This is a genomic window from Anaerocaecibacter muris (assembly GCF_943192945.1).
Classification (GTDB): domain Bacteria; phylum Bacillota; class Clostridia; order Christensenellales; family Pumilibacteraceae; genus Anaerocaecibacter; species Anaerocaecibacter muris.
The window spans coordinates 45188-69915 of record NZ_CALPCE010000009.1 but is presented as its reverse complement, the minus strand read 5'-3'; the positions used below and the strand labels follow the sequence as shown (position 1 = coordinate 69915).

The following is a 24728-nucleotide window of genomic DNA, read 5'->3' as shown; positions in this document are numbered from 1 at the left end:
CAACAGTAAAGTTTCCCCGTCGCGTCGGCTTGCTTTCCTTGTCTGACGCGGCTCTAACACCTCAACAATAAGAGTATCGGCGGATAGACAACAGAAGCCCGTCTGCGCCGCGACTACGCCGTCAACTGTAAAGTTCCCCGTCGCGTCGGCTTGCTTTCCTTGTCTGACGCGGCTCTAATGCCTCAACGATAGAGTGGGCGGATAGTAACGGACGGTTTGCATTGCGATTCGGATATTATGTTGCAAAGTAAATCGCAGGGCGGGCGCATGGATTTGACTGATAACCTATATCGGCTATCTGTCGAGAGAAACAAAGTGAGATAATAATTGAAGTTTGCGGATCATTTGAAGCATGCCGCCGATCGCGACACGTTACGGTTGCACACCCCGGGGCATAAAGGCGGGCTGTGCGCGCTCGATTTGACGGAGCTGTCGGACGGGTCGTTCCCCGACGTTGCGATTGCGGAGGCGGAAGCGCGTATTGCCGCGCACTACAAGGCTCGGCATGCGCGTATGCTGTGCGGCGGCAGTTCGCAAGGCGTTAAATCCGCGATTTACGCGACGGGCGCGAGCGGTATTGCCGACGTCAATTCGCACCGTTCCGTATCGGACGGGTTTTTGCTTGCGGGCAAGTCCGCTACTTACGTCGGGCGGCGGGGCGACGTTACGCCCGTCACGCTCGACGAGATAAAGCGCGGGCTTAAACCGAGCGACGGCGCGGTGGTCGTTACTTCTCCGACATATTACGGATATTGCGCGGATGTGGACGGCATTTCTGCGTTTTGCAAGTCGCGCGGTTTGACATTTATTATAGACGGCGCGCACGGCGCGCATTTCGGCGCGAGCGATCTTTTGCCGCAATGTTTTGCCGACAGGTGCGATATTTGCAACGTGTCGGCGCACAAGACGCTGTCCGCGCTCACGCAGAGCGCAATATTGCTCGACAACCTCGACGACGCGCGGCACGCCGCGCTCGACTCGGCGGTTGAAATTATGGGCACGACAAGCCCGTCGTACTTGCTGTATTCGTCAATCGACGGCGCGGTGGATCGGCTCGGGCGCGCGGCGGAAAGATACGCCGCATTGTACGCGCCTATCGAGAGTTTGAAACGCGAGTTTCCGTTTTTGAAAAACGACGACTTTACGCGGCTCGTGCTCGATTGCGCTGCGCTCGGCGCGGACGCAGGGCGGCTTAACGCCGCGCTTTGCCGCCGCGGGGTGTTCAGCGAAATGACGGACGGGCGGCGTATCGTGTTTATAGTCACGGCGGACGACGATCCGCAAAACATAGAAATACTACGCGGCGCGCTTACCGCCGCGATAGCGGAGCAAAAATGAGTAACGGAAAGTTTATCGTAATAGAGGGCGTCGAGGGCGCGGGCAAAAGTCGGCAGTGCGCCATACTTACGGACGCGCTCAACGCGAGCGGTTGCGCCGCGGTGTTGACGCGCGAGCCGGGGGGCGCGCCGCTTGCGGAAGCGGTGCGTAAACTGTTGCTCGATCCCGCTTACACGCCCGACGCCGTTACCGAATTATATTTATATTCGGCGGCGCGACGCGATCATTTAAACAAGATAGTGTTTCCCGCGCTCGAAGCGGGCAAGACCGTCGTGTGCGACAGGTTTATATATTCCACGCTCGCGTATCAGGGTTACGGTCGCGGATTAAATCTCGATTTTATACGCGAAGTCAACGCGCGCACGATTGCGCCGCTTAAAGTCGATCTCGGCTTGTTTATCGACGTGTCGCCCGAGGCAGGGTTTGCGCGCAAGGGCGGCGCGGACAAGACCGACAGGCTGGAACGCGAGAACTTGGATTTTTTCAATCGCGTCTACGACGGGTTCAAAACCATGTGCGCCGACGGCGATCTTGTGCCGATTGACGGAAGCGGGGAAAAGGAGCAGACCGCCGCTAATATTTTGCAGGCGGTGCGCCGCATACTATGAACGAAGGGCTTGTAAAGTACGCGGGGCTGTATGCTCGAAACGGCGCGGTCGCGGCAATAGATTATTCGGCGCGGGCGAGCGCGTATCTTATATGCGGCGAGGACGAGGACGGCATAGCCGTGCTCGGACGTATACTTGCGGCAAAGCTATGCGGGCTGGACGTCGATCGCGCGTTCGACGAACATGCGGACATCATAACCTATCCGCAGGCGCAGGACGCGAAAAAGCCCGCAAAGGGCAAAAAGACGGAAGCGGACAAGCCCAAGCGTTACGCCGTGTCGGTGGACGATATTCGGGAAATTGTCGGGTCGCTGTACCTTACGCCGTTCGAGCTCGATAAGCGCGTATACGTTATCGAAAACGCGGAGAGTATGAGCGAGATTTGCCAAAACAAGCTGTTGAAGTCGCTCGAAGAACCGCCGCCGCGAGTGTGCTTTGTACTGTGCGCGACGGGGCGGCTACTGCCCACGGTCGAGTCGCGGTGCAATCGCATAGAGCTTCCGCCGTTCGGCGTGGACGAGATTGCGGCGGAGCTTAAAAAGTATCACAAGGACGTCGCCGCAGTGACGCTTGCGGCGCGGGCGAGCCGCGGAAATTTGGGACTTGCGGAGCGCATACTCGCCGACGCGGGCTTTGCCGATACCTATGCTTCGGCAAAAAAGATTCTCGCGTTGGCGACGGGCAGTCGGATGTTCGCCAAGACCGCGGCTGTTTACGAAAAGTTTACGCGCGAAAAGACGGACGCGGTGCTCGGCGTTATGGAGTATCTTTTGTGCGACGTTGCGCGCAGTCTTGTCGGGGCGGAAACCGTTTTCGACAGTGCGGACGTAAAAGCCGTTGCGGTTGGGTTCACGCCGTATTCCGCGGCGAAAAGCGCGGAGCACGTGCGCACGGCGCGGCGGCACAATTCCGCCAACTGTATGCCGTCCGCGGTCATGGACACGATGATACTAAAAATCATGGAAGAAAAGTTTAAGGACGCGCCCGCCGCGCGCTGACGCGCAAGACGGGCTTACGGGAGGAATCGCAATGCCGAAAGTTATAGGCGTAAGATTTCGCACCTCGCCGCGAGTGTACTACTTCGCGCCGACGGAAGGCGAACAATATCCGAAGAATACCAAGGTCGTTGTGGAAACGCAACGCGGCGTGGAGCTTGCAACGGTAGCTATGTCCGAAACGGAAGTGCCGGACGATAAGATTGTCGCGCCGTTAAAAACGGTTATGCGCATTGCCACGCAAGCCGACATCGATGCGGAAAAAGCGGACGGCGAGCAAAAGCAGAGTATACTCGCCACCGCCAAACAAAAAGTGTCCGAGCGCGGGCTGGACATGAAGATTGTCGATTGCGAATTTACCGCCGATCACGGCAAGCTCGTTTTGTACTTTACTGCGGAACAGCGCGTGGACTTCCGCGAGCTGGTGCGCGATCTCGCCTCGGCGTTCCGCATGCGCATAGACCTGCGACAGATAGGCGCGCGCGACGAGTGCAAACTTATAGGAACGCTCGGCGCGTGCGGTTTGCCTTGCTGTTGCGGCAGGTTCGAGTCGGACTCCGAACACGTGTCTATTAAAATGGCAAAGAACCAAAATCTTGCGCTTACGCCCAACAAGATCAACGGCATGTGCGGCAGACTGCTGTGCTGTCTGTCTTACGAGAATAAAACTTACGAGGACGTTTTGCGCCGCTGTCCCAAGCACGGCGCGACGGTCACTTGTCCCGACGGCAGGCGCGGCACGGTCGCGTCCGTCACGCCGCTTACCGAAAAAGTGCGAGTGCGAGTGGGCGACGACGACAACTTCGAGTTTTGCGAATACTCGCTCGACGAGCTCGGTTGCGATCGCCGCGAAAAGCGCGAGGAACAGGCGGAGCAAAACGGTCAAGCCCGACCCGACGACCGCAACCGCAACCGCGACGGCAGACAAAATCAACACCAAAATCAGAACAGAAACCAAAATCAAAATCGCCAAGATCGTCGCAACGACGGCGGGAACAACCGCAACAAAAACAAGTTCAACGGCAAGAATAAGTTTAACAATAACGGCAACGGCGACGGCAATAACAGCGGCGGACAGGGCGACGGAAATAAGGACAACGCGCCGCAACAGCCCGTAAACGGCAACGGCGGAAAGGGTAACAACGGCGGCGGCAACAAGAAGAACCGCAACCGCAAGTTCAACAACAAAGGCAACGGTAACGCAAAAACCGACCGCGCGCCGACGGAAAATTAAATGTTCGCAATGCCGAACCGAATAAATTAAATTCACAAAGTTGACTTTTGCGAATATAAATGTTATACTTGCACTATAAAATATTGGAGGTACGACAATATGGCACACAAGATTTCCGATGAATGTATTTCGTGCGGCGCGTGCGCAGGGGCTTGCCCCGTGGGCGCTATAAGCGAGGGCGACGGCAAATATGTTGTTGACGCCGATGCTTGCATCGATTGCGGAGCGTGCGAGGGCGAATGTCCGACCGGCGCGATAACCGCATAAGTTATCTTTGACTTGTAATTCGAGCGGCATGCTTAACGGCTTGCCGCTCGAATTTTTTGTTTTTTATTTTTATCTTATTTTTCGAATAGAGTGCAAATCGATTATTTCGAGTATAAAAAGTTTGTCAATAACGACCGTGCGGGCAGTATCTGCGCGGCGTTTTTTTTGTCGAAGTTTTGCGGGTGAACAGAGTATTATAAACTTTTCGGCGTTGTTCGATTTAATATGCCAAACGCGGCGCGGGCAAGGGCGTGTATATCGGTGCGCGATATTTGTTCGGTTTTTATATAATTTACCGTGTATATCGGCATACTACAAGCGTGAAAGCAAAGGCAAGGTCGTTCGGCAAAAGCGCGGTCGCGCTTGCGGCGATAGGAATAATATCAAAGCTGATAGGCGCGCTGTACCGCGTGCCGCTTACCAACATTGTCGGCGCGGAGGGCATGGGCTTGTACCAAATGGTTTTTCCGCTGTACACGGTGTTGCTCGCGTTCTGCGGCGGGGGAATAACGTCCGCAGTGTCGCGCGTGGTGGCAAAGTACACCGCTATCGGCAACGACGAAGCGGCACAGCGCACGCTAAAAGTGGCTATACTTCCGCTCATTGCCGTGTCCGTCGTTTCGACGGCGGCGGTCGCGCTGTTGCGCAATGTAATATCGGGCTTGCAGGGCAATTCCGAAGCGGGCATCGCGTATCTTGCAATTTGCCCGTCGCTGTTGTTTGCGGGCGGAATAAACGTACTGCGCGGATATTTTCAGGGCAAGGCGTTTATGTTGCCGAGCGGAGTAAGTCAGCTTGTGGAACAGGCGGTAAAGCTCGCGCTCGGGCTGTATTTAAGTCGGTTGCTGTTGCCTTACGGCGTTAAGTACGCTGTTGCGGGCGCGCTTGCGGGCGTTACCGCGAGCGAACTTTTTGCGCTTATATATTTGGCTGTGCGGTTTTGGATAGCGGCGCGCAAGCGCGTGAGATATGTTGTGGTAGGCTCGCTCGTCGCCGAAACGTCGGCGGAATTTTCCGCGCCGCGCCCCGTCACCGATAAAATGCTGTTAAAGGAACTGTATTCGTTTGCGCTGTCGGTCACGCTCGGCTCGCTCGTTTTACCCATTACGCAAATGATAGATTCGGTGCTCGTCATCAACCTGTTGATGCACAGCGGCGCGACCCGCGCGAGCGCAACCGCGCTGTTCGGACTGTTTGTCGGGCCCGTCGGCACGCTTATCAATATGCCGACGGTCGTCGCGCTGTCCGTCGCGATAGCGTTTTTGCCGACAATCACTTCCGCCGTCGAGCGCGGCGGCGACCCGTCTGCGGTTGCGCGCGTTGCGGTTAAATGGATAATGTTGTTTGTTATTCCCGTGACCGCGGCGTTTATGATTTTTCCCGACCGCGTTTGTTCCGCGCTGTACAGCAGGGGACTCACCGCCGAGCAGTTGCAAACCGCGGCGCGGCTATTGCGCGTGCAGGCGATAGGCGTATTTTATATCGGCGTGTTACAGCTTGCTACGACTGTTCTTCAAGGTCACAACAACGCGCACCGACCGGTTATTAACCTCGTCGTGGGCGCGTGCGTCAAAGTAGGGCTTACGCCGCTATTGGTGCGCGCGTTCGGCATAATAGGCGCGGCGGGCGCGACGGCGGCGTGCTATGCGGTTGCGGCGACGTTGACCGTGCGCTGCGCAAGCTCGCGCATGCCGATAGGCGTGAGCGTTGCGGACGCGTTTATCAAGCCGCTCGCGTGCACAGTCGCGGGTGCGGCGGCGTTTATCGGCGTGAGCGCGCTTACCGCAATGACGACGCTTCCCGCGCTGTGGCAAACGCTTATAGCGGGCGGCGCGTTTCTTACGGTGTACGCAAGCGGCGTTATACTTACGGGCGCGCTCGACGTAAAGGCGGCGCTTGCGCACGCGCGGGCGCGACGCGTAATAAAGAGCGGCGGCGGCATGCCCGATGTTCCGCCCGATAATTAACGGCAAAAAAGTGTGCGTATAGTGTTGATTTTCGTTGCGCGTTGGTTTATAATAGTTGTACAGATACGAAACGAAAAGGACGCGACCGATGATAGACATCAATCTTATACGCACCGACCCGACCGCAGTTGCGGCGGCGCTCGAAAAACGCGGCTGTAAAGCCGACCTCGACGAAATAATCAAGCTCGACGAAACGCGTCGGGAAATTATAGGGCGCACAGAAACGCTCAAAGCCGAAAAGAACAAAGTGAGCGCGGACATACCGCGGCTTAAAAAGGCGGGCGAGAACGTCGAGCCGATTTTCGCAAAAATGCGCGAGCTGGGCGATAGGATTTCGGAAAACGACGCGCACCTCAAAGCGGCGGAGGACGCGCTTAAAAACGCGCTCTTGTGCTTGCCCAATCTTCCCGATCCCGACGTCGTTGCGGGCGAAAAGGAAAATAACAAAGTTATCAAGGTGTGGGGCGAAAAGCCGAGCTTCGATTTTGCGATTAAAAATCACGTCGAGCTGTGCGAGGCGTTGCGCCTTATAGATTACGAACGCGGCGTAAAACTTGCGGGCAACGGCTCGTGGCTGTACACGGGGCGCGGCGCGGTCATGGAGTGGGCGTTGTTAAACTACTTTATAACGACGCACATCAAGGACGGCTATACCTTTATTCTGCCGCCGCACATGCTCAATTACGAATGTGGATTGGGCGCGGGGCAGTTCCCCAAGTTCGAGGACGATGTTTATCGCGTGGAAACGGCGGAGGGCGGCGCGGCGCGGCGGTTCATGTTGCCGACGGCGGAAACCGCGCTCGTTAATATTTACCGCGGCGAAATTTTGCAGGAGAGCGAACTGCCCAAAAAGTTGTTTGCTTACACGCCGTGCTATCGCAAGGAAGCGGGAAGCTACCGCGCGGAGGAGCGCGGCATGATTCGCGGTCACCAGTTCGACAAGGTGGAAATGGTGCAGGTCACTTCGCCCGAACAGAGCAAAGCGGCGTTCGAGGAGCTTGTCAACAAGGCTTGCGCGCTTGTCGAGGGCTTGGGCTTGCATTACAGATTGAGCAAGCTCGCGGCGGGCGACTGCTCGGCGTCCATGGCGCGCACTTACGATATTGAAGTATGGATTCCGTCCATGGGCATTTACAAAGAGGTCAGCTCTGTTTCCAACGCCAACGATTATCAGGCGCGCCGCAATATGACGCGTTATCGCGGCGCGGACGGCAAGATAGGTTACGTGCATACGCTCAACGGTTCGGGGCTTGCGACGTCGCGCATACTTCCGGCTATCGTCGAACAGTATCAAAACGCAGACGGCTCGGTTACCGTGCCCGAAGTGCTGCGCGCGTTTGTCGGTTGCGACGTTTTGAAATAACGAACTTTCGGCAAGCGATTTTAGCCCGACGACATGCGGCAAGCGACCAACAAGGAGCGATAAAAACTTATGGGTTTATTCGGCAGAAGAAGAGGCGGGTTCGGCGAGCAGACAAGCCCCGCGCCCACCGACGATTATTTGAATCTTACAAAGTACGACGAAAAGTTTATACTTCCGACGGACGGCGGCTTGCAATCGCAACAACCCGAATCGAGCGCGGATGCCGCGACCGTTACGGCTGTGCGCGAGCTTGCGCAGGACGCGCCGCTACAACAGACCGAACGCCCTATGGTGTTTTTGTCGCGCGCGCACAGCGATATTTATATTTACGAATACTCGGACAGGCTGGAATATTACGTCAAGACGGCGACGTGCATGTTCAAGTTTAACACCGTAACAAAGTAAACATTATGGATTTGGACAGGATTCGCGGAATTATCCCGACCATGCGCCTTGCGGATAAGATTGAGCTTGTAGGCGGCGGAACGACCGTTTCCGCGCAAGCCGTGACCAAGTCCGCAAAAACAGAGCTGGGCGACGGCGTTATGCCGTACTCGGCGGCTTTGCCGTTTTCGTCCGCTATCGGTTGCACGTTCTCGACGGAACTGTGCGAGCAGGTTGCATACTACCGCGCCGCCGTCGCGCGCAATAACGGCGAGGCGTTTGCGGGTGCGGTATGTTGCGGAATAATGCGCGACCCCATGAGCGCGGGCGCGAGCGAATTTTTTTCGGAGGATCCGTTTCTCACAGCAGAGCTTTTAAAAAGCTGTCGTACCGACGACGGGATAGGGTTTGTGTTTACGGACAGCCTCGGACAGGGCGCATACGCTGACAGGACGATAGACGATCGCGCGCTCAACGAGTTATATTTGTACCCGCTCAAAAAGGCGGGGCGCGTCGCCGCGGCGTTGCAGTTTGACGAAGGCTATTTAAACGGCGAGCGGCTGTGCGAGTCGCGCGGCGCGGCGGACAGGCTTATTAAATACGTGCGCGCGGACGCTGCTGTGCTTACCGAATATCGGCGCGAAACCAAACTGCAAGAGTTTACGGGCGCGGCGTACATACTCGGCGCGGACGGCGCGTTCAAGCGCGAACTTTACAGAGCCGTCGTTGACGGAAAAATTATAGAGAGCAAACTCGACCGCGGCATAGAACGCATACTCGCTACCGCGGTCAATACTTACGAACGAAATAAAACCGAGCCGAGCGAACGGCTTAAATCGGCGGTTGTGCCCGACCTTTCGCGCGCGAGTTCGGTGCTGTTGAAAAACGACGGCGCGCTTCCGACGGTAACGCAAAAAATAACGCTGTTCGGCACGGCGGCGGATTTTATTGACGGCGATCGTTACGGCGTTAAACCTATTGCGCGCGCTACGGATAGCCGCGGCGAAGTAAACGTGTTTTTGATTACCGATTACGAACGCGACGGAATATCGCCCGAAACGCAAAATGCGATTGCGGAAACGTCCGCGGTCGCACCGACTGTCGTCGTTATTTGCGGCGGGTGCGCTTGCGAATTGGGCGCGGCGAAAAACGCGCACGCGATTTTGTTTTGCCCCGCGTGCCGCGACGTTGCGGCGATAATCGACATGATTACGGGCAACGCGCCGCAAGGACGGTTGCCGTTTACGTGGTGCGACAAAAAGACGGACTATCCCGCGAATAATATAAAGTACAGCAAGCGCGGCGATTTCAGATACGAATCGCTGTACAACGGATATATGCTGTTCGGCAACTTTACGTCGGCGGTTGCGTATCCGTTCGGGCACGGCTTGGACTATACCGAATACGAAATAGGCAAGGTCGGATTAAAAGCCGACTGTTCCGAAATAACGGCGACGTTCGACGTTAAGAATACGGGCGAGCGCGCGGGCAGCGTAGTTTGTCAAGCATATTTGACGGCTGTGGACGCGCCCGTTTACGGACTTAAAAAGCGGCTCGTCGCGTTTACTCGGTTGAGACTGGAAGCGGGCGAGTGCAAGCGCGTTACGCTCGTTATGGACGCTTCCGATATTGCGGTGTACGACGCGGGAAACGCGCGGTTCGTCACGCTCGGCGGAAAGTATGCGGTGGATATAGGTCTGTCGTCCGCCGATATTCGCGCGAGCGCGGAAGTCAAGCTGACGGGCGATAAATTCGCCGTGGGCGCGGACAAAAAGACTGCGCCCGCATATTACGGGTACGACGGCGCGTTCGAGCCGACCGCGCCCGAAATAGAAAAGCTGTTAAAAACTCCGTTCATAAAGAAAGCGGAGGCGCGCGCCGACCTTGCGCCGCCGTCCGCCGTCACGGTCAAAAAAGCTATAAAAAAGGCGCGCAAGACCGCGCAGAAACAACTGTTGCCGCTTATCGAACACAAGATAAACAGCGTTCCCGACAAGTTTTGTCCGTCCGTTCGCAGGCGTTAAGACGAGCGTAAAACATTAATGTTAATAATTGTAAAAACTGTGCTTTAAGCATTGACAAAGCCGTACCGCATTGATATAATACACGAATTACAAGCGGACGGCAGGGGCTTATCTGTACAGTCCCGCACCGTGAAAGGAGTTTTTATGAATTTCGATATAACGTCGCTCGACAAAGATTTTGCCGACGGGTTGCGCGAACTGCGCGCCGATTATAAATTCGGACTTGACGGCAATGTCAAACTTACGGCGGCGCAGGGCGAAGCGGGAGTCGCGCGCGGCGATAACGGTTACGTTATTACTTACGACAAAAAATGCGAGTTTTACCGCGGTTTTATCAAACTGCTTGCGGGCGAAATCGGATATTCTGAACGCTGTTCGTTTAAGAACTTGGGCGCGATGATTGACTGTTCGCGTAACGCCGTTATGACGGTGACGGCTGTTAAATCGCTTATACGGCGTTTGGCGACGATTGGATACGACACGCTCGAACTGTACACAGAGGACACTTACGAAATCGACGGCGAGCCGTACTTCGGATATTTGCGCGGTCGCTACACTGCGAGCGAACTGAAAGAGCTTGACGGCTACGGCGCGACGTTCGGCGTGGAGCTTGTTCCGTGCATACAGACTTTGGCGCACCTCAACGCCATAACCCGCTGGAAGAGGTTTTCGCCGATTATCGATTGCAACGATATTTTGCTCGCGGGCGACGAAGGAACTTACGAGCTTATCGACAAAATGTTCAATACCGTTTCGCAGTGTTTTCGGTCGCGGCGCATACATATAGGCATGGACGAAGCGCATAATTTGGGGCTGGGCAAGTACCTCGACAAAAACGGGTACAGTTCCCGTTTTGAAATTATGTCCAAGCATTTGAAGCGCGTGCTCGAAATTGCCGAAAAGTACGGCTATTCCTGCACTATGTGGTCGGACATGTTTTTCAGGCTGTTGAATAAAGGCGCGTATAAACCCGCCGACGGCGAAATATCGCAAGAGCTTTTGGACTTGATTCCGCAAAACGTTACGCTTACTTATTGGGATTATTATAACAACGACAGCGAACATTACGACAAGATGTTCGCGGCGCACAAAATCATGAGCGACAGGATAGCTTTTGCGGGCGGCGCGTGGTGTTGGAATACGTTTACTCCGTCCAACCTAATGTCGATTAACCGCAACAAGCTCGCGCTTGAAAATTGCGTTAAGCACGGCGTGGACGACGTGCTGATAACGGTGTGGGGCGACGACGGCGCGGAGTGCCCGACTTTTGCCGTACTGCCTACGCTCGTTGCGACTGCGGAACTCGCTTACGGCAAAACGGACTTCAAAAAGGCGTTTAAAATCGCGACTTCTATCGACTGGGACGACTTTTTGACTCTCGAACTCGCGGACAATACCATGCGCGGAATAAGCGGCGATTTTATCGGCGGAAACATGACAAAAGTGTTTTTGTACAGCGACTTGCTTTGCGGTCTGTACGATTACGCCATGCGCCCCGAATTTTACGAACGGCTTACGACCGCGGCAAACAGACTGCGCGCGGCGCAACGGCGCACGGGCAAGTTTTCGTACATGTTTAAATCCACCGCCGCGCTTGTCGAGCTTGCCGCGCAAAAATTCGATTTCGGCGTGCGCGCGCGAGCGGCGTACAAAGCGGGCGACAAGCCTGCGCTAAAAGCGCTTGCCGACAAAATTCCGCAGCTTGTCAAGCTCGTCGATAAGTTTTACAAAGCGTTCCGCGAGTGCTGGTACAGCGAAAACAAGCCGCAGGGCTTCGATATACAGGACATACGCCTCGGCGGATTGCGGCAAAGAATGTTGCACTGCCGCGATATTCTTAACGATTATCTTAACGGAAAGACGGAGCAAATAGCCGAACTCGAACAGGAAATTTTGCCCGCGTTTGACCTCGAACGCGGACAGGAATTGCGCGAATGCGGTTGGCGAAACATGGTTTCCGCCAGCGTATAGACATATCGCGCCGAGTTGCGGCGCAAAATGTACAGACGAAAATTTGCGAAGGAAACGCAGAACATGAACATAATAATTACGGACGATTACGAACAAATGAGCGCGCGCGCGGCGGAAATAGCGGTGCGCACGGTGACCGAAAACCCTAACGCGGTTTTGGGACTTGCCACGGGTACAACTCCGCTCGGACTGTATAAGCGGCTTATTGCGGACCGTGCCCAAAACGGCACCGATTACAGCGCGGTGCGCACTGTCAACCTCGACGAATATATGGGCTTGCCCAAAACGCACGAGCAGAGCTATGCGTATTTTATGCGTAAAAACCTGTTCGACGCGCTCGGCATTGCACCCGAAAACACAAACATAGAAGACGGCACTGCAACCGACGAACAAGCCGAGTGCGCAAGATACGACGCAACGCTCGAAAAACTTCCGCGCGATTTTCAGCTTTTGGGCTTGGGCAGTAACGGTCATATAGCGTTTAACGAACCGAACACGCCGTTCGGAAGCACGACGCACGTCGTTACGCTCGCCGACAGCACGGTCAAGGACAACTCGCGTTTGTTTTCGCAAATTTCCGAAGTGCCGCGCAAGGCGTTCACCATGGGTCTTAAAAGCATTATGCAGGCGAAAAAAATACTGGTGCTTGCGAGCGGCGCGAACAAAGCCGACGCAGTGTTCGGCATGGTGCGCGGGGAAGTGACCGAAAGCCTGCCCGCGAGCGTGTTGCAACTCCACCCCGATTGTACGCTTATCGTCGATAAAGCCGCCGCGTCCAAACTGTAAACCGCTATTTGAAGTTCGATTTACATAATTCGGTTGCGACCGTTTGAATTCAATCAAATATAAAACAACAAATCAAAAACCGACGAACTGATGCTCGTCGGTTTTTGAATACTGCGCGCCGTCTTTGATAAAACGCACCGAAGCGTTTTCCCGTCGGTTGACTCCGTTAAAGCTACCTTGTGGCACACGCCACTTCTTGTTTAGTGCTGCTGCGGTCAAGCCCTGACACGGTTCGCAAGCAGACGTTGCACAAGACCTTAACATCAACGCCACCTAACGGTAACAGACCTCCCATACGCAAACCGAGGACGGTGTTCAACCCTACTGTAGCGGATTGTAGGTTACAGAGCGCCGCTAATTCTCCGTCTAGCGCAGTAGAGTTATTATAACCCGTAACGCAAAAAAAATCAAGTGTTTTAGCCGTATTTGCCGCCCGCGAATTTTGCGGCGCATAAATTTATTGATTTGTCAACGATTTTGCTTGACACGGGCGGCGCGTTGGCGTATAATTCCATTGTTGACATATCAACAATGGAGCGGCTATGGACGACGTTTTTGAAAACTTTACTATAAATATCCTCAAACTCAATAAGCTGGTACATAAAATCAAGTTGGCGGAAATGGAGGAGTACGGGTTAAAGGCGATACACGTAATGTGCGGGTATTATCTTTTGAAGCACCCCGACGGCTTGACCGCGAGCGAGATTTCGCGGTTGGCGGTGGAGGACAAAGCCGCGCTGTCGCGCGCGCTCGCTACCATGCGCGAAAAGGATTTAGTTGTTTACGATCCCAAAACGTACAATTCCGTTATAGTTCTTACAGAACAGGGCAAGCGGTTTGCGGAGGCTGTCCTGCAAAAGGCGGACAGGGCGGTGGAAGCGGGTTCCGCCGATATGTCGGAATCCGAGCGCGTGGCGTTTTATAAAACGCTGGGCGCGATAGTGGACAATCTGTCGTGCTATTACGACGAGCTTGTCGGCAATAAATAAAAACCATACTTAAAACAACGCGCGATAATCGAGGGCGGAGCAATGCCATGCGCCTCTTGTTTTTTTGTTCGCCGATATAGATAAACCGAAATTTTTTTAAGGAGTTTTTTATGGAAAATACGGAAGATGTTGCGGGAGAAGTTGCGGCGACGCCCGCGGTCGAAAAGAAAAAATGCAAACTGTGGGTTAAAATAACCTGCATTGTGCTCGCCGCCGTTATAGGCGTTATCGCGGTGCTCGGCATTACTTTCGCATGCGTGTGGAGCGACGAGATTTCCTCGGTGCGCAGTTTCACCAAACTGCGCAATCGCAAGGATTCCAATCAGGAAGGCGCTGTGTATATGATGAGAGTCAAGGGCGGATTTTACTTTGACGATTTTCTTGCGCAGGGCGGCGCGTCCAGCGATAAACAGCTTATCAACTTTATCACCAATCACATTACGCGCGGGCTTATAGACGTGTCTATCGGCGAAACGGACATAGGCTGTTCGTCGTTTACCGCGGTCACGCCGAGCGGCGATATTATTTTCGCGCGCAATTACGACTTTGCCAAAACTAATGTTTGCTTGACGTTTACCGACCCCGGGGACGGCAGACACAAGTCGTTCTCGACGGTCGATCTCAACTATATCGGCATGGATATTAACAAGGACGTGGAAGGGCTTATGAACCAAATAACTTGCCTCGCCGCGCCCTATGTGCCTCTGGACGGCATGAACGACGCGGGCGTGAGTTGCGGCATATACATGTCCTATCAGGGCGGCGACGGCGAGGAAGGCACGGTCGCTACCAATCAGAACGACGCCGCCAAGCAGAATATTACTTCCACCACTATGCTTCGGTTGGTGCTCGATTACGCCGACAACGTGGACGAGGCGGTCGAACTTATCAAAAAGTACAATCTGCACGACTCGGCTAATACGTCGTTCCATTACATGGTAGCCGACGCGACGGGCAAGAGCGCAATTCTCGAATGGTTGCCCGCGGACGGCGGCACGGACGCGACCGACAACGACGGCACGGCGCGCGAGCTTGTCGTGACATACAACACCGACGAAATGTATAACGACTTGCGCGCGTCCGACGCGTTCAAGTATCAATGGGTGACTAACTTTATAGTCAACGGACAGGATTCGTACTACACCGACAACGAAGCGAAACCGGGGTACGGGCGTTACGAACATATCTACGACAGACTGCGCGCAACAAACGGGGTAGTGACGGACGAACGCGCCGCTATGCAAATCCTGTCGGAAGTTGGACAGCGCACGTTTAACGGCGGCGGCGGTTGCACCGTTCACAGCGCGGTTTTCAACCTTACCAAGAAAACGGTACTGTGGGTGCCCAACGAAAATTACGACGACGAAAATGCGTATTTTACGTACTCGTTTGCGACGGACGTAATAACGCCCAATCCCGTATATGCAATGTTCCTGTAATTTCGATTAACGCTAAAATTTTATCTTTGAGTTTTTGAAAACCCGTTGACTTTTATCCCGTCGTGTGTTATAATTAAAACAGGAATGATTCCTGTTTTGAGGTAGCTGTGAGGCAAGGGTTCAAACAACGCGATTACATAGAGAGCTATTTGCGCGAAACGCGGTCGCACCCGACCGCGCAGGAAATTTTCGAGCACACGCGCGCGGCGTTTCCCGACGTGTCGCTCGGCACGGTTTACCGCAATCTCGACAGGCTGATCTCCGAAAACATCGTTAAAAAAGTGCAAAAAACGGGCGCGTGCGACAGGTACGATTACGTGCGCGACAGACACAATCACGCGTTGTGTTCGGAGTGCGGCAGGATATTCGATTTTTGCTATCCTTTGGACGTTGCGGCTGTGCAGGCGGCGATAGGCGAGGATATAAGCATAAAGGACGCGGACTTCCTTGTTGTGGGAGTGTGCGCGGACTGTGAAAAGCGCGGCGATAAGTGAGGCGTAATAGGCGCGAAAAGTCATGGGCGTAACGGCGTATACCGCAGCTATAAAAATCAAAAAACAAGGAGATAAAATCATGAACAAGTATTCGGGCACTCAAACCGAAAAGAATTTACAGGCGGCGTTTGCCGGCGAATCGCAGGCGCGCAATAAGTACACTTATTTCGCTTCGGTAGCCAAGAAAGAGGGTTACGAGCAGATTGCGGCTATATTCGGCGCGACTGCCGACAACGAGAAAGAACACGCCAAAATGTGGTTTAAAGAGCTTGCGGGCATAAGCAACACCGCGGACAATCTTAAAGCCGCGGCGGACGGCGAAAACTTCGAGTGGACGGACATGTACGAGGACTTTGCCAAGACCGCCGAAAAAGAGGGCTTTAAGGAGCTTGCCGCAAAGTTCCGCATGGTCGGCGCGATTGAAAAACATCACGAGGAGCGTTATCGCGCATTGCTTAAAAACGTGGAAACCGCGGCGGTGTTTGAAAAGAGCGAAGTCAAGGTTTGGGAGTGCCGAAACTGCGGGCATATAGTCGTCGGCACGAAAGCGCCCGCCGTTTGTCCCGTGTGCGCGCACCCGCAGAGCTACTTTGAATTGAGCGCGGAAAACTATTAAGCCATGAAGCGCGCGTAAAAACTGTGCGTAAGAACGGCGATAGCTTTTCTTATAGCTACGCTAATAGCGGAAGTATCCGTTAAAACCCCGAACTAAAGTACTTGCTTGCGTTCGGGGTTTTTGCACTGCGCAAAATAGTGAAGCGGTTGAATAGCGGGCATACAAATAAAGCCGTCGCAAAAAAAATTATTTGCAGCGGACGTATCGGTTTACATTTGCGTTATATTGTGCTATAACGGACATATTCAATAATGGGAGGTAAAATTATGGATATCGAAAAATTGAAAATCGATGCCGAAAACGGGGACGCGGAGGCGCAGTGCGCGTTAGGTAAAATGTTATTGGGGATCGATTGCGACGGCACTAATATTGCCGAAAACACAGACGAGGGCGTAGAACTGCTTAAAAGCGCGGCTCAAAAAGGTAATGCGGAAGCCGAGTTTAATTTAGGGCTGTGCTATCTTTTCGGGCGCGGGGTTGAAGAAAACAGAGAAGAAGCGTTTAGATACACCGTTTCCGCCGCAAATAAGAACTATGCGCGTGCGCAGAACAATGCGGGCAATTTTTACGAAAGCGGCATAGGCGTCGATAAAGATGAAAATGCGGCTTTCGAATGGTATAAAAAAGCCGCCGAGCAAAACGACGCTATCGGGCAATTAAACGTAGGTAATTGCTATAAACAAGGAATTGCGGTAAAGCGCAATTATGCCGAAGCTCTTAAATGGATAAAACTATCCGCAGAAAACGGAAACGCCGACGCAATGTTTGAAGCAGGGCTTTTTTACGACGACGCGCTCGGCGTATCGCGTGATATGAAAGAGGCTTTGAAGTGGTATAAAAAAGCCGCCGCGCTTAATCACGGCAAGGCGATGTGCTACATAGGTTATTGTTATCAGTACGGCGACGGTGTGCCGCTTGACCGCGAAGAAGCCGTTAAATGGTACAAGGCTTCTATGGCGCAGAAATATTTTCAGGCTTTTACCAATATGGGCTATTGTTACCAGTACGGCGAGGGCGTAGAAAGAAATATGGAAAAGGCAATTACTATGTATCATGCCGGTGCGGAACTCGGAAGTACGGACGCATTTTACAATTTGGGCATTTGCTACTCGAACGGATACGGAGTAAAAGTCGACATGGAACAGGCTATCAAGTTTTTCATGCTTGCCGCCCAAAACGGTCGCTCCGCGGCAATGTTTATGCTTGGGCAAATTTACGAAAACGGCGACGGCGTCGAAGAGGATCTTTACCAAGCCTTCGCGTTTTACAAGGCTGCCGCCGAGAGAGGCAATCAAGATGCAATCAAAACGCTTAAAAAACGAAAATTCAATAAGTTTATGTAGTCGCTCCGTTATATTCAAGTCGTATAGATAAAAAGCCCGATTGTTTTGTTATGAACACAAAAAGTCGGCAAAAAAATATTATTCATAAACGGGTTCGGTATTGTGCCGAACCCGTTTTGCGTAGAGTGGGAGATATGGTTTTTGTGAGCGAAACGCATCGAATAGCGAAATTTGTACGACGTTTATTTTTGGGGGAGAGTTAAAAAGTCGGCTTTGTGTGTACGGTCGTATTGGGCAAAAACTCGCCGTAAAACATTTGCTGAAAAGCGGCTATGTTGGTGTATCTGTCTTTGGGGTAGACCGACAACGCTTTTAACAGCGACTTTTCGCGCACGGGTTGAATTTTTACGTTGAGCGCGGAGGGCGGCATGATTTTATCGTTAAGCCGTCGCTCTGTCGCTTCGGGCGGGGGATTGCCCACAAGACAAGTATAAATAGTCGCGCCTAATTCGTATATATCCGTCCACGGACCTTGCGACCCGCCGTGCGAATACAACTCGATTGGCGAGTAGCCCTTTTTAAGCACGAAGAACGGTTTTTGCACGTTTTGCGTGTAGATGGACGCCGCGCCGAAGTCTATAAGTTTGATAGCGCGGTTATCTACTATTTGTATGTTTTCGGGCGAGATGTCCTTATGGATAACGCCGTGCTGGTGCAAGCGCAACAGCGTTTCTATAACGGGACGCATGATGTTGAGCGTTTCGGTTATGTGCAGTCTGCCGCCCCTGCCGTTTATAAAGCGGTGCAAGCTCATGCCGTTTAGATATTCCATAACTATGTACGCAGTATTGTTGGTAAGAAAAAAATCGTGTATGGCGACAATGCCGTCGAGGTGCTTGATGGAAGTAAGCACTTTTGCTTCCTGAATAAACGCCGTAAGCCAGTAATTGAAAACCTTGCCGTTTTCGGCATTGCCTACGTCCACGGTGCAGGAGTGCGGCATGCGCTTTGTGTAGCCTTTTGGGAAGAATTCCTTGACTGCGACAGTCGTGCAAGTGAACGTGTCGTAAGCCTTATACGTTATGCCGAATCCGCCTCTGCCGAGCGGCATGCCTATAAGATATCTGCCCGAAAGCATGGTGCGAAGGGGCAACGCGCCCACGGGCGATTGCTCGCCGACGGCGGTTTTGCCGCACCTCGGACAAACGCGAGTTTTGGGATCGAGCGTGCCGAAGCAGTGTAAGCATATTGAATTTAAGTCGCGTACATCTTGCATACCGTAACATTATACAATATCGGCGAGCGTTTGTCAATATTTATATCGGACGAATTGCACGCGCAAAAAAACCGTTGCGTCGAGAAAATTCGCCAAATCGATTGACCGCGGACTTGTTATGTGTTAAAATAATACCGTGAGCGAAACGGGAACGGAAAATACGCCCAAGGCGTACAGACGACCGAAGGAGCCGACAAATTTCATAACTTACGCGGTTGCCGCTCTGTTAGCGTTTGTCGGGTTCGCTTTACTATTGTCTTGTTCGCTGATTAACGCAAGCCCCTCCCTCGGACGCTATGCGGTTTTTCTTTTTGTGGCGGCGGTCGTCTTTACAGTCGGCGCGCTTTGCCATATTCTGCCCGCGTCGAGCAGGGCGGGCGAGGTGTGCCGCAAGCTCGACCGTTGCGCGGTTCCCGTGCTTATAGCGGGCGCGTTCTTCCCCGTAATGTTTTCGGCGTTCGGTGCGGGCACGAGTACCGACGCGATTTGGGGCTATACGCTGTTTGCGATTATCGCCGTTGCGACTGTGTGCGTCGCGGCGGTCAGCGTCGCCAACGTCGCGGAGTACAAGATTATCTGTCTTGTTTTTTACGTCGTTATCGGTTGGGCGTGCGTGGCGCGCGCGCACCGCATAGTCGATCTGTGCGGCTGGGGAAGTTTTTGGGCGTTGTTCGGCGGGTGCGCGGCGTACTTTACGGGCGCGATTGTCGGCGCGTTGGAGGGCATGCCCGCGCGGCATGCGTTTAAACATATTTTGGTTATTGTCGGTGCGGCGGCGCACTGCGCGGGAATATATTTATTCTCGATGTCTTAATGTGAGGAGTTATGTATAAGAAGGTAAACGGCTACGATCCCGTGGCAATGGAAAAAAACGTTATCGAGTTCTGGAAAGAGAACGACGTCTTTAATAAGAGCATCACCGCACGCGAGGGCGGCGAGGAATTTTCGTTCTATGACGGTCCGCCCACGGCTAACGGCAAACCGCACGTCGGGCATGTTTTGACGCGCACTATGAAGGATATTATTCCGCGGTTCCACACCATGAAAGGCAAGCACGTTTTGCGCAAAGCGGGCTGGGATACGCACGGTCTGCCCGTCGAGCTGGAAGTGGAAAAGTCGCTCAATATCGACGGCAAACAGGACATAGAAAAATACGGCGTGGAGCCGTTTATCCAAAAATGCAAGCAGAGCGTTTGGAAGTACAAGTCGGAATGGGAACGCATGTCCGACCGCGTCGGATATTGGGCGGACATGGACAAACCCTATGTCACTTACGACGATAATTATATCGAATCGGTTTGGTGGTCGCTCAAAACCATATTCGACCGCGGACTTATTTATAAGGGGCATAAGATTGTTCCGTACTGCCCGCGTTGCGGCACGGCGTTGTCCTCGCACGAAGTGGCGCAGGGCTATAAGGACGTGACGGAGCGCACGGCGGTAGTCGGGTTCGAGTCCGACTTTGCGGGCGGCGCGCGCATACTCGCGTGGACGACCACGCCGTGGACTTTGTCGTCCAACGTCGCGCTGTGCGTAAATCCCGACTACGAGTACGCGTTGATAGAGTCCGACGGGCAAAAATACGTACTTGCAAAAGAGCTTATCGGCAAGCATTTCGAGGAGTATAAAATTCTCCGAACGTACAAAGGCAGTGCGCTCGAAGGCACGCGGTACAAACCGCTGTACGACACCAAGCCGAGCGACGCGGACTGCTATTATATAGTATGCGACGGGTACGTTACGTTGTCAGAGGGCACGGGCGTCGTGCATATCGCGCCCGCGTTCGGCGAGGACGACGCGCGCGTCGGCAGAAAGTACAAGCTCCCGTTCGTTCAAACGGTGGACGAACGCGGACGGTTTACCGCGCCCAAAGAGTTTGTAGGCGCGTTCTGCAAGGACGCGGACAAGGACATTATAACCGATCTCAAAAAGCGCGGATTGCTTTTGTCCGCGCCCATGTACACGCACAGCTATCCGTTCTGCTGGCGATGCAACACTCCGTTGCTTTACTATGCGCGTTCGTCGTGGTTTATCAAGACGACCGAGGTCAAGGATAAACTTATCAAAAACAACGCGTCGGTCAACTGGTATCCGCAGTCTATCGGCACGGGGCGCATGGGCAACTTCCTCGAAAATGTTATCGACTGGGGCCTGTCGCGCGACAGGTACTGGGGCACGCCTCTGCCTATCTGGGTGTGCGACAAATGCGGCAAGACCGAGGCTATCGGCAGTAAAGCCGAGCTTAAAGAAAAGTGCGGCTTGAAAGGCGAGATAGAACTGCACAAGCCGTATGTCGACGGCGCGACGTACAAATGTTCGTGCGGCGGCACTATGAAAAGAACGCCCGAAGTTATCGACTGTTGGTACGATTCGGGGTCTATGCCGTTTGCGCAGTACCACTATCCGTTCGAGAACAAGGACGTGTTTGAAAAGACTTTTCCCGCCGATTTCATTTCGGAAGCGGTCGATCAAACGCGCGGCTGGTTCTATACGTTGCTTGTTATTTCGACGCTGTTGTTCGACAAAGCGCCGTTTAAGAATTGCTTGGTGCTCGGACACGTGACGGACGAACAGGGCAGAAAGCAGTCCAAGCACCTCGGCAACGTCGTCGATCCGTGGTCGGTGCTCGACGTCACGGGCGCGGACGCTGTGCGGTGGTATTATTATACCAATTCCGCGCCTTATCTGCCGTCGCGGTTCTACATGAAAGCGGTTACAGAATCGCAAAACAAATTCCTCGGCACGCTGTTTAACACTTACGCATTTTATGTCATGTACGCCGAGATCGACGGGTTCGACCCGACAAAGGTAGACGCGCGCAAACTCGAATACTCGCTCATGGACAAATGGGCGCTCGGCGAACTCAATCGCCTTGTCAAAAAGGTGGACGGAGATTTGACCGATTACAAACTGTACGAATCGGCGCGCGCGATAGGCGACTTTACCGACAAGTTGTCCAACTGGTACGTGCGGCGGTGCCGCGAACGCTACTGGGCGGGCGGCATGACCGCGGACAAGACCGCGGCGTTCTACACGCTGTACACCGTGTTGCAAACGCTGTCGCGATTGGTCGCGCCTTACACGCCTTTTATCGCGGAGGAAATCTACCGCAATATCGTGTGTTCGGTCGATAAGACCGCGCCCGTATCCGTGCACTTGGCGGACTTCCCCAAAGCCGACGAAAAGTTTATCGACGACAGGCTGTCGCGGGATATGGAAAACGTCATCAAGGCGGCGGAGCTCGGCAGGGCGGCGCGCAACAAGAGCGGGCTTAAAAATCGTCAGACGCTTGCAAAGGTCATTGTCGCGGGCGAGTTCCCGCAGGAATATTCGTATATCCTCGCCGACGAGCTAAACGTCAAAGAGGTAGTCAAGGGCGGCGCGTCCGAGCTTACCGGTTACGACGTAAAACCCCAGCTCAAAACGGTCGGACCCAAGTACGGCAAGGCGGTCGGCTCAATCCGCGCGCATCTTGCGGCTAACGGCGATCAAGCGGCGCGCGTCGCGCTTGCGGGCGGAACGTATGCGTTCGATGCGGACGGCACGGCGGTGGAGCTTACCAAGGACGATATGCTCATTTCCACGCGCGGCGCGGAAGGATATTCGGTCGAGTCCGATCTCGACATGACCGTCGCGCTCGACGTAACGCTCACCGACGAGTTGCTTATAGAGGGCGGCGCGCGCGAAATAATTTCCAAGGTTCAGACCTTGCGCAAGACGCGCGGACTTGAAGTCACCGACAGAATAACGCTTTTGTGGTCGGGCGACGAGTTTATACAAAAAGTATTCGAGGCGCATGGCGAGCGCATTGCAAAAGTCACGCTCGCAACGTCGGTCAAGCGGTTGCAAGGCGATTGCGACGGCGCGGAAAACGCCGACGTGAACGGGCATGCCGCAACGCTCGCGGTGGAAAAATGTTAGCTCCCGACTGGAACGATTATAAAATTCTCGGCAGCGGCGACGGGCTGAAACTGGAACGCTGGAAAAACGTTACTTTGCTTCGACCCGACCCGCAAGCCATTTGGCGCGCGACCGTCGATTACGGCAAGTTCGACTGTCATGCTCGGTACGAGCGCGACAGGAACGGCGGGGGCAGGTGGATTGTAAACAAGCCTATGCCCGAACAGTGGACGGTCGATTGGCGCAAGTACTCCTTTTACGTCAAGCCGACGGGCTTTAAGCACACGGGCTTGTTTCCCGAACAGGCGGTCAACTGGGACAAGCTGTCGGCGATTGTAAAGGACAAAGCGGCGCGCGGCGAAAAGCCGAGAATACTCAATCTTTTCGCTTATACGGGCGCGTCTACCGCAGTGCTTGCCGAAAGCGGCGCGCACGTCACGCACGTGGACGCGGCGAAGGGCATGGTTGACAGAGCGCGGCAAAACTGCGCGCTTAACAAAGCACCGACCGAAAACACGCGCTTTATAATAGACGACTGCAAAAAGTTCGTCGCGCGCGAAATCAAGCGCGGCAAAATGTACGACGCGGTCGTCATGGACCCGCCCAGCTACGGCAGGGGCGCGAGCGGCGAGGTGTGGCGCATGGAGGACGATATTTTCGACCTTGTGTCGCTCACGGCAAAGTTGCTTGACAATCCGACGTTCTTTTTGATTAACAGCTACACGACGGGCTTGCAACCGCAGACCATTGCAAATATACTTACGCTTAATCTCCCGCGCGGCGCAGTCCAAGCGTATGAAGTGTGCTTGCCAACGGAGCGAGATATAGCGTTGCCGTGCGGGTGTAGCGGATTATGGCAGTCCTCGGCGGTGCATACATCGCGGGATAAACTATCAATATAATTCGGCGCGGGCGCGTCGAACGTACATTTTCAAGGAGCTATAAGTGGCTTATAACGACGACAAATTCAAACCCGACGTCAAGACGTCGGCAAAAAAAGTAAAACTGCGTTTGGACGTTAAAGACGTTGTGCGCAAGCGCGACGGCGCGGATAACGGCGAGGACGGCGGTATAACAGTTTTGTACGAGGACAATCATTTGCTTGTCGTGCTAAAACCGCAAAACGTTCCCACGCAGGCGGATTCGAGCGGCGACGAGGATTTGCTCACGCGGCTCAAAGACTATCTTGTCAAAAAGTACAACAAGCAGGGTAACGCGTATTTGGGGCTTGTGCACAGGCTCGACCGTCCGACGGGCGGCGTTATGGTTTTTGCAAAGACAAGCAAAGCCGCGGCGCGGTTGTGCGAGCAAATCCGTTCGGACGACGGCGAGTTTGAAAAGACTTACGCCGCGGTCGTGGTCGGCAGACCTAACCGAACGGGCAGGGTGGAACACTACTTGGTCAAAGACGCGCAAGCCAACACCGTAACTATCGCGCCGTCGTCGCTCGAAGGCGCAAAAAAGGCGGTATCCGAAATAGAAATTTTGGACGAACGCGACGGACTGTCGCTTGTGCGCGTCAAACTGATAACGGGCAGAACGCACCAAGCGCGCGTACAGTTAAAAGCGCTCGGCTGTCCGATTGTGGGCGACGGCAGATACGGCGGCGACAAACTTGTCAAAAGTCCGCACCTTGCGTTGTGGGCGTATAAACTTTCGTTCCCGCACCCGACAAGCGGCGACAAAATGAAATTTCTCGCCGCGCCGCCGCAGGAGTTTCCGTGGACGGAGTTCGACACCGAATCGCTCACGGACATAGTCCGACCGCAGGACGGCGGGCACTACTTTAAGTAA

The 24728-nt window shown here is 54.0% G+C and carries 21 protein-coding genes and 1 other RNA gene; 20 read left to right on the top strand and 2 right to left on the bottom strand.

The annotated features are described in order from the left end of the window. The first annotated feature begins 327 nt into the window (after positions 1 to 327). The 11 genes from NFR57_RS08210 (at position 328) to nagB (ending at position 12937) form a co-directional block, all read left to right on the top strand. Complete coding sequence (locus NFR57_RS08210) at positions 328 to 1338, top strand: aminotransferase class I/II-fold pyridoxal phosphate-dependent enzyme (protein ID WP_251183359.1); 1011 nt, start codon at positions 328 to 330, stop codon at positions 1336 to 1338. Further along, positions 1335 to 1946, top strand: coding sequence for a dTMP kinase (gene tmk, locus NFR57_RS08205; protein ID WP_251183358.1), 612 nt, complete (start codon positions 1335 to 1337; stop codon positions 1944 to 1946). The genes NFR57_RS08210 and tmk overlap by 4 nt, the downstream gene beginning before the upstream one ends. Continuing rightward, complete coding sequence (locus tag NFR57_RS08200; protein ID WP_251183357.1) at positions 1943 to 2944, top strand: hypothetical protein; 1002 nt, start codon at positions 1943 to 1945, stop codon at positions 2942 to 2944. The genes tmk and NFR57_RS08200 overlap by 4 nt, the downstream gene beginning before the upstream one ends. 31 nt (positions 2945 to 2975) lie before the next feature. Next, positions 2976 to 4175 carry a PSP1 domain-containing protein gene (locus tag NFR57_RS08195; protein ID WP_251183356.1) on the top strand — a complete coding sequence of 400 codons (1200 nt, stop codon included), beginning with the start codon at positions 2976 to 2978 and terminating at the stop codon, positions 4173 to 4175. A gap of 99 nt (positions 4176 to 4274) precedes the next feature. Beyond that, positions 4275 to 4442 (top strand): DUF362 domain-containing protein, encoded by a 168-nt coding sequence (locus NFR57_RS08190; protein WP_251183355.1) that lies wholly within the window; start codon positions 4275 to 4277, stop codon positions 4440 to 4442. Positions 4443 to 4762: 320 nt separating this feature from the next. After that, complete coding sequence (locus tag NFR57_RS08185; RefSeq protein WP_251183354.1) at positions 4763 to 6409, top strand: putative polysaccharide biosynthesis protein; 1647 nt, start codon at positions 4763 to 4765, stop codon at positions 6407 to 6409. Between the two features lie 88 nt (positions 6410 to 6497). Next, complete coding sequence (gene serS / locus NFR57_RS08180) at positions 6498 to 7772, top strand: serine--tRNA ligase (protein WP_251183353.1); 1275 nt, start codon at positions 6498 to 6500, stop codon at positions 7770 to 7772. Between the two features lie 69 nt (positions 7773 to 7841). Continuing rightward, the gene (locus NFR57_RS08175) at positions 7842 to 8177 is read left to right on the top strand and encodes a hypothetical protein (RefSeq protein ID WP_251183352.1); all 336 of its coding nucleotides are present in this window, start codon (positions 7842 to 7844) and stop codon (positions 8175 to 8177) included. 5 nt (positions 8178 to 8182) lie between these two features. After that, entirely contained in the window at positions 8183 to 10180 is a 1998-nt protein-coding gene (locus NFR57_RS08170) for a glycoside hydrolase family 3 C-terminal domain-containing protein (protein WP_251183351.1), read from the top strand. Positions 10181 to 10324: 144 nt separating this feature from the next. Beyond that, the gene (locus NFR57_RS08165) at positions 10325 to 12151 is read left to right on the top strand and encodes a beta-N-acetylhexosaminidase (RefSeq protein WP_251183350.1); all 1827 of its coding nucleotides are present in this window, start codon (positions 10325 to 10327) and stop codon (positions 12149 to 12151) included. 27 nt (positions 12152 to 12178) lie between these two features. Continuing rightward, positions 12179 to 12937 (top strand): glucosamine-6-phosphate deaminase, encoded by a 759-nt coding sequence (gene nagB / locus NFR57_RS08160; protein ID WP_251183349.1) that lies wholly within the window; start codon positions 12179 to 12181, stop codon positions 12935 to 12937. Positions 12938 to 13048: 111 nt separating this feature from the next. Here nagB and ffs read toward each other — a convergent pair. Beyond that, positions 13049 to 13312: signal recognition particle sRNA large type (ffs, locus tag NFR57_RS08155), an RNA gene on the bottom strand. 167 nt (positions 13313 to 13479) lie between these two features. Here ffs and NFR57_RS08150 point away from each other — a divergent pair. From NFR57_RS08150 to NFR57_RS08130, 5 genes are all read left to right on the top strand, one after another. Then, the gene (locus NFR57_RS08150) at positions 13480 to 13926 is read left to right on the top strand and encodes a MarR family winged helix-turn-helix transcriptional regulator (protein ID WP_251183348.1); all 447 of its coding nucleotides are present in this window, start codon (positions 13480 to 13482) and stop codon (positions 13924 to 13926) included. Positions 13927 to 14036: 110 nt separating this feature from the next. Beyond that, positions 14037 to 15365: a linear amide C-N hydrolase gene (locus NFR57_RS08145; RefSeq protein WP_251183347.1), complete on the top strand. Its 1329-nt coding sequence runs from the start codon at positions 14037 to 14039 to the stop codon at positions 15363 to 15365. 107 nt (positions 15366 to 15472) lie between these two features. Then, complete coding sequence (locus NFR57_RS08140) at positions 15473 to 15859, top strand: Fur family transcriptional regulator (protein WP_251183346.1); 387 nt, start codon at positions 15473 to 15475, stop codon at positions 15857 to 15859. A gap of 79 nt (positions 15860 to 15938) precedes the next feature. After that, positions 15939 to 16475 (top strand): rubrerythrin, encoded by a 537-nt coding sequence (gene rbr, locus NFR57_RS08135; protein ID WP_251183345.1) that lies wholly within the window; start codon positions 15939 to 15941, stop codon positions 16473 to 16475. Positions 16476 to 16741: 266 nt separating this feature from the next. Then, positions 16742 to 17818: a tetratricopeptide repeat protein gene (locus NFR57_RS08130; protein WP_251183344.1), complete on the top strand. Its 1077-nt coding sequence runs from the start codon at positions 16742 to 16744 to the stop codon at positions 17816 to 17818. A 199-nt stretch (positions 17819 to 18017) separates the two neighbouring features. On the opposite strand, the gene NFR57_RS08125 is transcribed toward NFR57_RS08130, so the two are convergent. After that, the gene (locus NFR57_RS08125) at positions 18018 to 19034 is read right to left on the bottom strand and encodes a serine/threonine protein kinase (protein ID WP_251183343.1); all 1017 of its coding nucleotides are present in this window, start codon (positions 19032 to 19034) and stop codon (positions 18018 to 18020) included. A gap of 136 nt (positions 19035 to 19170) precedes the next feature. On the opposite strand from NFR57_RS08125, the gene trhA reads away from it, so the two are divergent. The 4 genes from trhA to NFR57_RS08105 are packed head-to-tail and all read left to right on the top strand — an operon-like array spanning position 19171 to position 24728. Next, positions 19171 to 19848, top strand: coding sequence for a PAQR family membrane homeostasis protein TrhA (trhA, locus tag NFR57_RS08120; protein WP_251183342.1), 678 nt, complete (start codon positions 19171 to 19173; stop codon positions 19846 to 19848). 11 nt (positions 19849 to 19859) lie between these two features. Beyond that, a complete protein-coding gene (gene ileS / locus NFR57_RS08115; protein WP_251183341.1) occupies positions 19860 to 22955 on the top strand; it encodes an isoleucine--tRNA ligase in 3096 nt (1031 codons plus the stop codon). Next, the gene (locus NFR57_RS08110; protein WP_251183340.1) at positions 22949 to 23836 is read left to right on the top strand and encodes a class I SAM-dependent methyltransferase; all 888 of its coding nucleotides are present in this window, start codon (positions 22949 to 22951) and stop codon (positions 23834 to 23836) included. The genes ileS and NFR57_RS08110 overlap by 7 nt, the downstream gene beginning before the upstream one ends. Before the next feature lie 43 nt (positions 23837 to 23879). Continuing rightward, positions 23880 to 24728, top strand: coding sequence for a pseudouridine synthase (locus NFR57_RS08105; protein WP_338022277.1), 849 nt, complete (start codon positions 23880 to 23882; stop codon positions 24726 to 24728).

What these genes read in the sequence shown, in the direction of transcription:
- tmk (WP_251183358.1), top strand. Translation starts at nt 1,335, where the DNA reads ATGAGTAACGGAAAGTTTATCGTAATAGAGGGCGTCGAGGGCGCGGGC.
- NFR57_RS08200 (WP_251183357.1), top strand. Translation starts at nt 1,943, where the DNA reads ATGAACGAAGGGCTTGTAAAGTACGCGGGGCTGTATGCTCGAAACGGC.
- NFR57_RS08195 (WP_251183356.1), top strand. Translation starts at nt 2,976, where the DNA reads ATGCCGAAAGTTATAGGCGTAAGATTTCGCACCTCGCCGCGAGTGTAC.
- NFR57_RS08190 (WP_251183355.1), top strand. Translation starts at nt 4,275, where the DNA reads ATGGCACACAAGATTTCCGATGAATGTATTTCGTGCGGCGCGTGCGCA.
- serS (WP_251183353.1), top strand. Translation starts at nt 6,498, where the DNA reads ATGATAGACATCAATCTTATACGCACCGACCCGACCGCAGTTGCGGCG.
- NFR57_RS08175 (WP_251183352.1), top strand. Translation starts at nt 7,842, where the DNA reads ATGGGTTTATTCGGCAGAAGAAGAGGCGGGTTCGGCGAGCAGACAAGC.
- NFR57_RS08170 (WP_251183351.1), top strand. Translation starts at nt 8,183, where the DNA reads ATGGATTTGGACAGGATTCGCGGAATTATCCCGACCATGCGCCTTGCG.
- NFR57_RS08165 (WP_251183350.1), top strand. Translation starts at nt 10,325, where the DNA reads ATGAATTTCGATATAACGTCGCTCGACAAAGATTTTGCCGACGGGTTG.
- nagB (WP_251183349.1), top strand. Translation starts at nt 12,179, where the DNA reads ATGTACAGACGAAAATTTGCGAAGGAAACGCAGAACATGAACATAATA.
- NFR57_RS08150 (WP_251183348.1), top strand. Translation starts at nt 13,480, where the DNA reads ATGGACGACGTTTTTGAAAACTTTACTATAAATATCCTCAAACTCAAT.
- NFR57_RS08145 (WP_251183347.1), top strand. Translation starts at nt 14,037, where the DNA reads ATGGAAAATACGGAAGATGTTGCGGGAGAAGTTGCGGCGACGCCCGCG.
- rbr (WP_251183345.1), top strand. Translation starts at nt 15,939, where the DNA reads ATGAACAAGTATTCGGGCACTCAAACCGAAAAGAATTTACAGGCGGCG.
- NFR57_RS08130 (WP_251183344.1), top strand. Translation starts at nt 16,742, where the DNA reads ATGGATATCGAAAAATTGAAAATCGATGCCGAAAACGGGGACGCGGAG.
- NFR57_RS08125 (WP_251183343.1), bottom strand. Translation starts at nt 19,034, where the DNA reads ATGCAAGATGTACGCGACTTAAATTCAATATGCTTACACTGCTTCGGC.
- ileS (WP_251183341.1), top strand. Translation starts at nt 19,860, where the DNA reads ATGTATAAGAAGGTAAACGGCTACGATCCCGTGGCAATGGAAAAAAAC.
- NFR57_RS08110 (WP_251183340.1), top strand. Translation starts at nt 22,949, where the DNA reads ATGTTAGCTCCCGACTGGAACGATTATAAAATTCTCGGCAGCGGCGAC.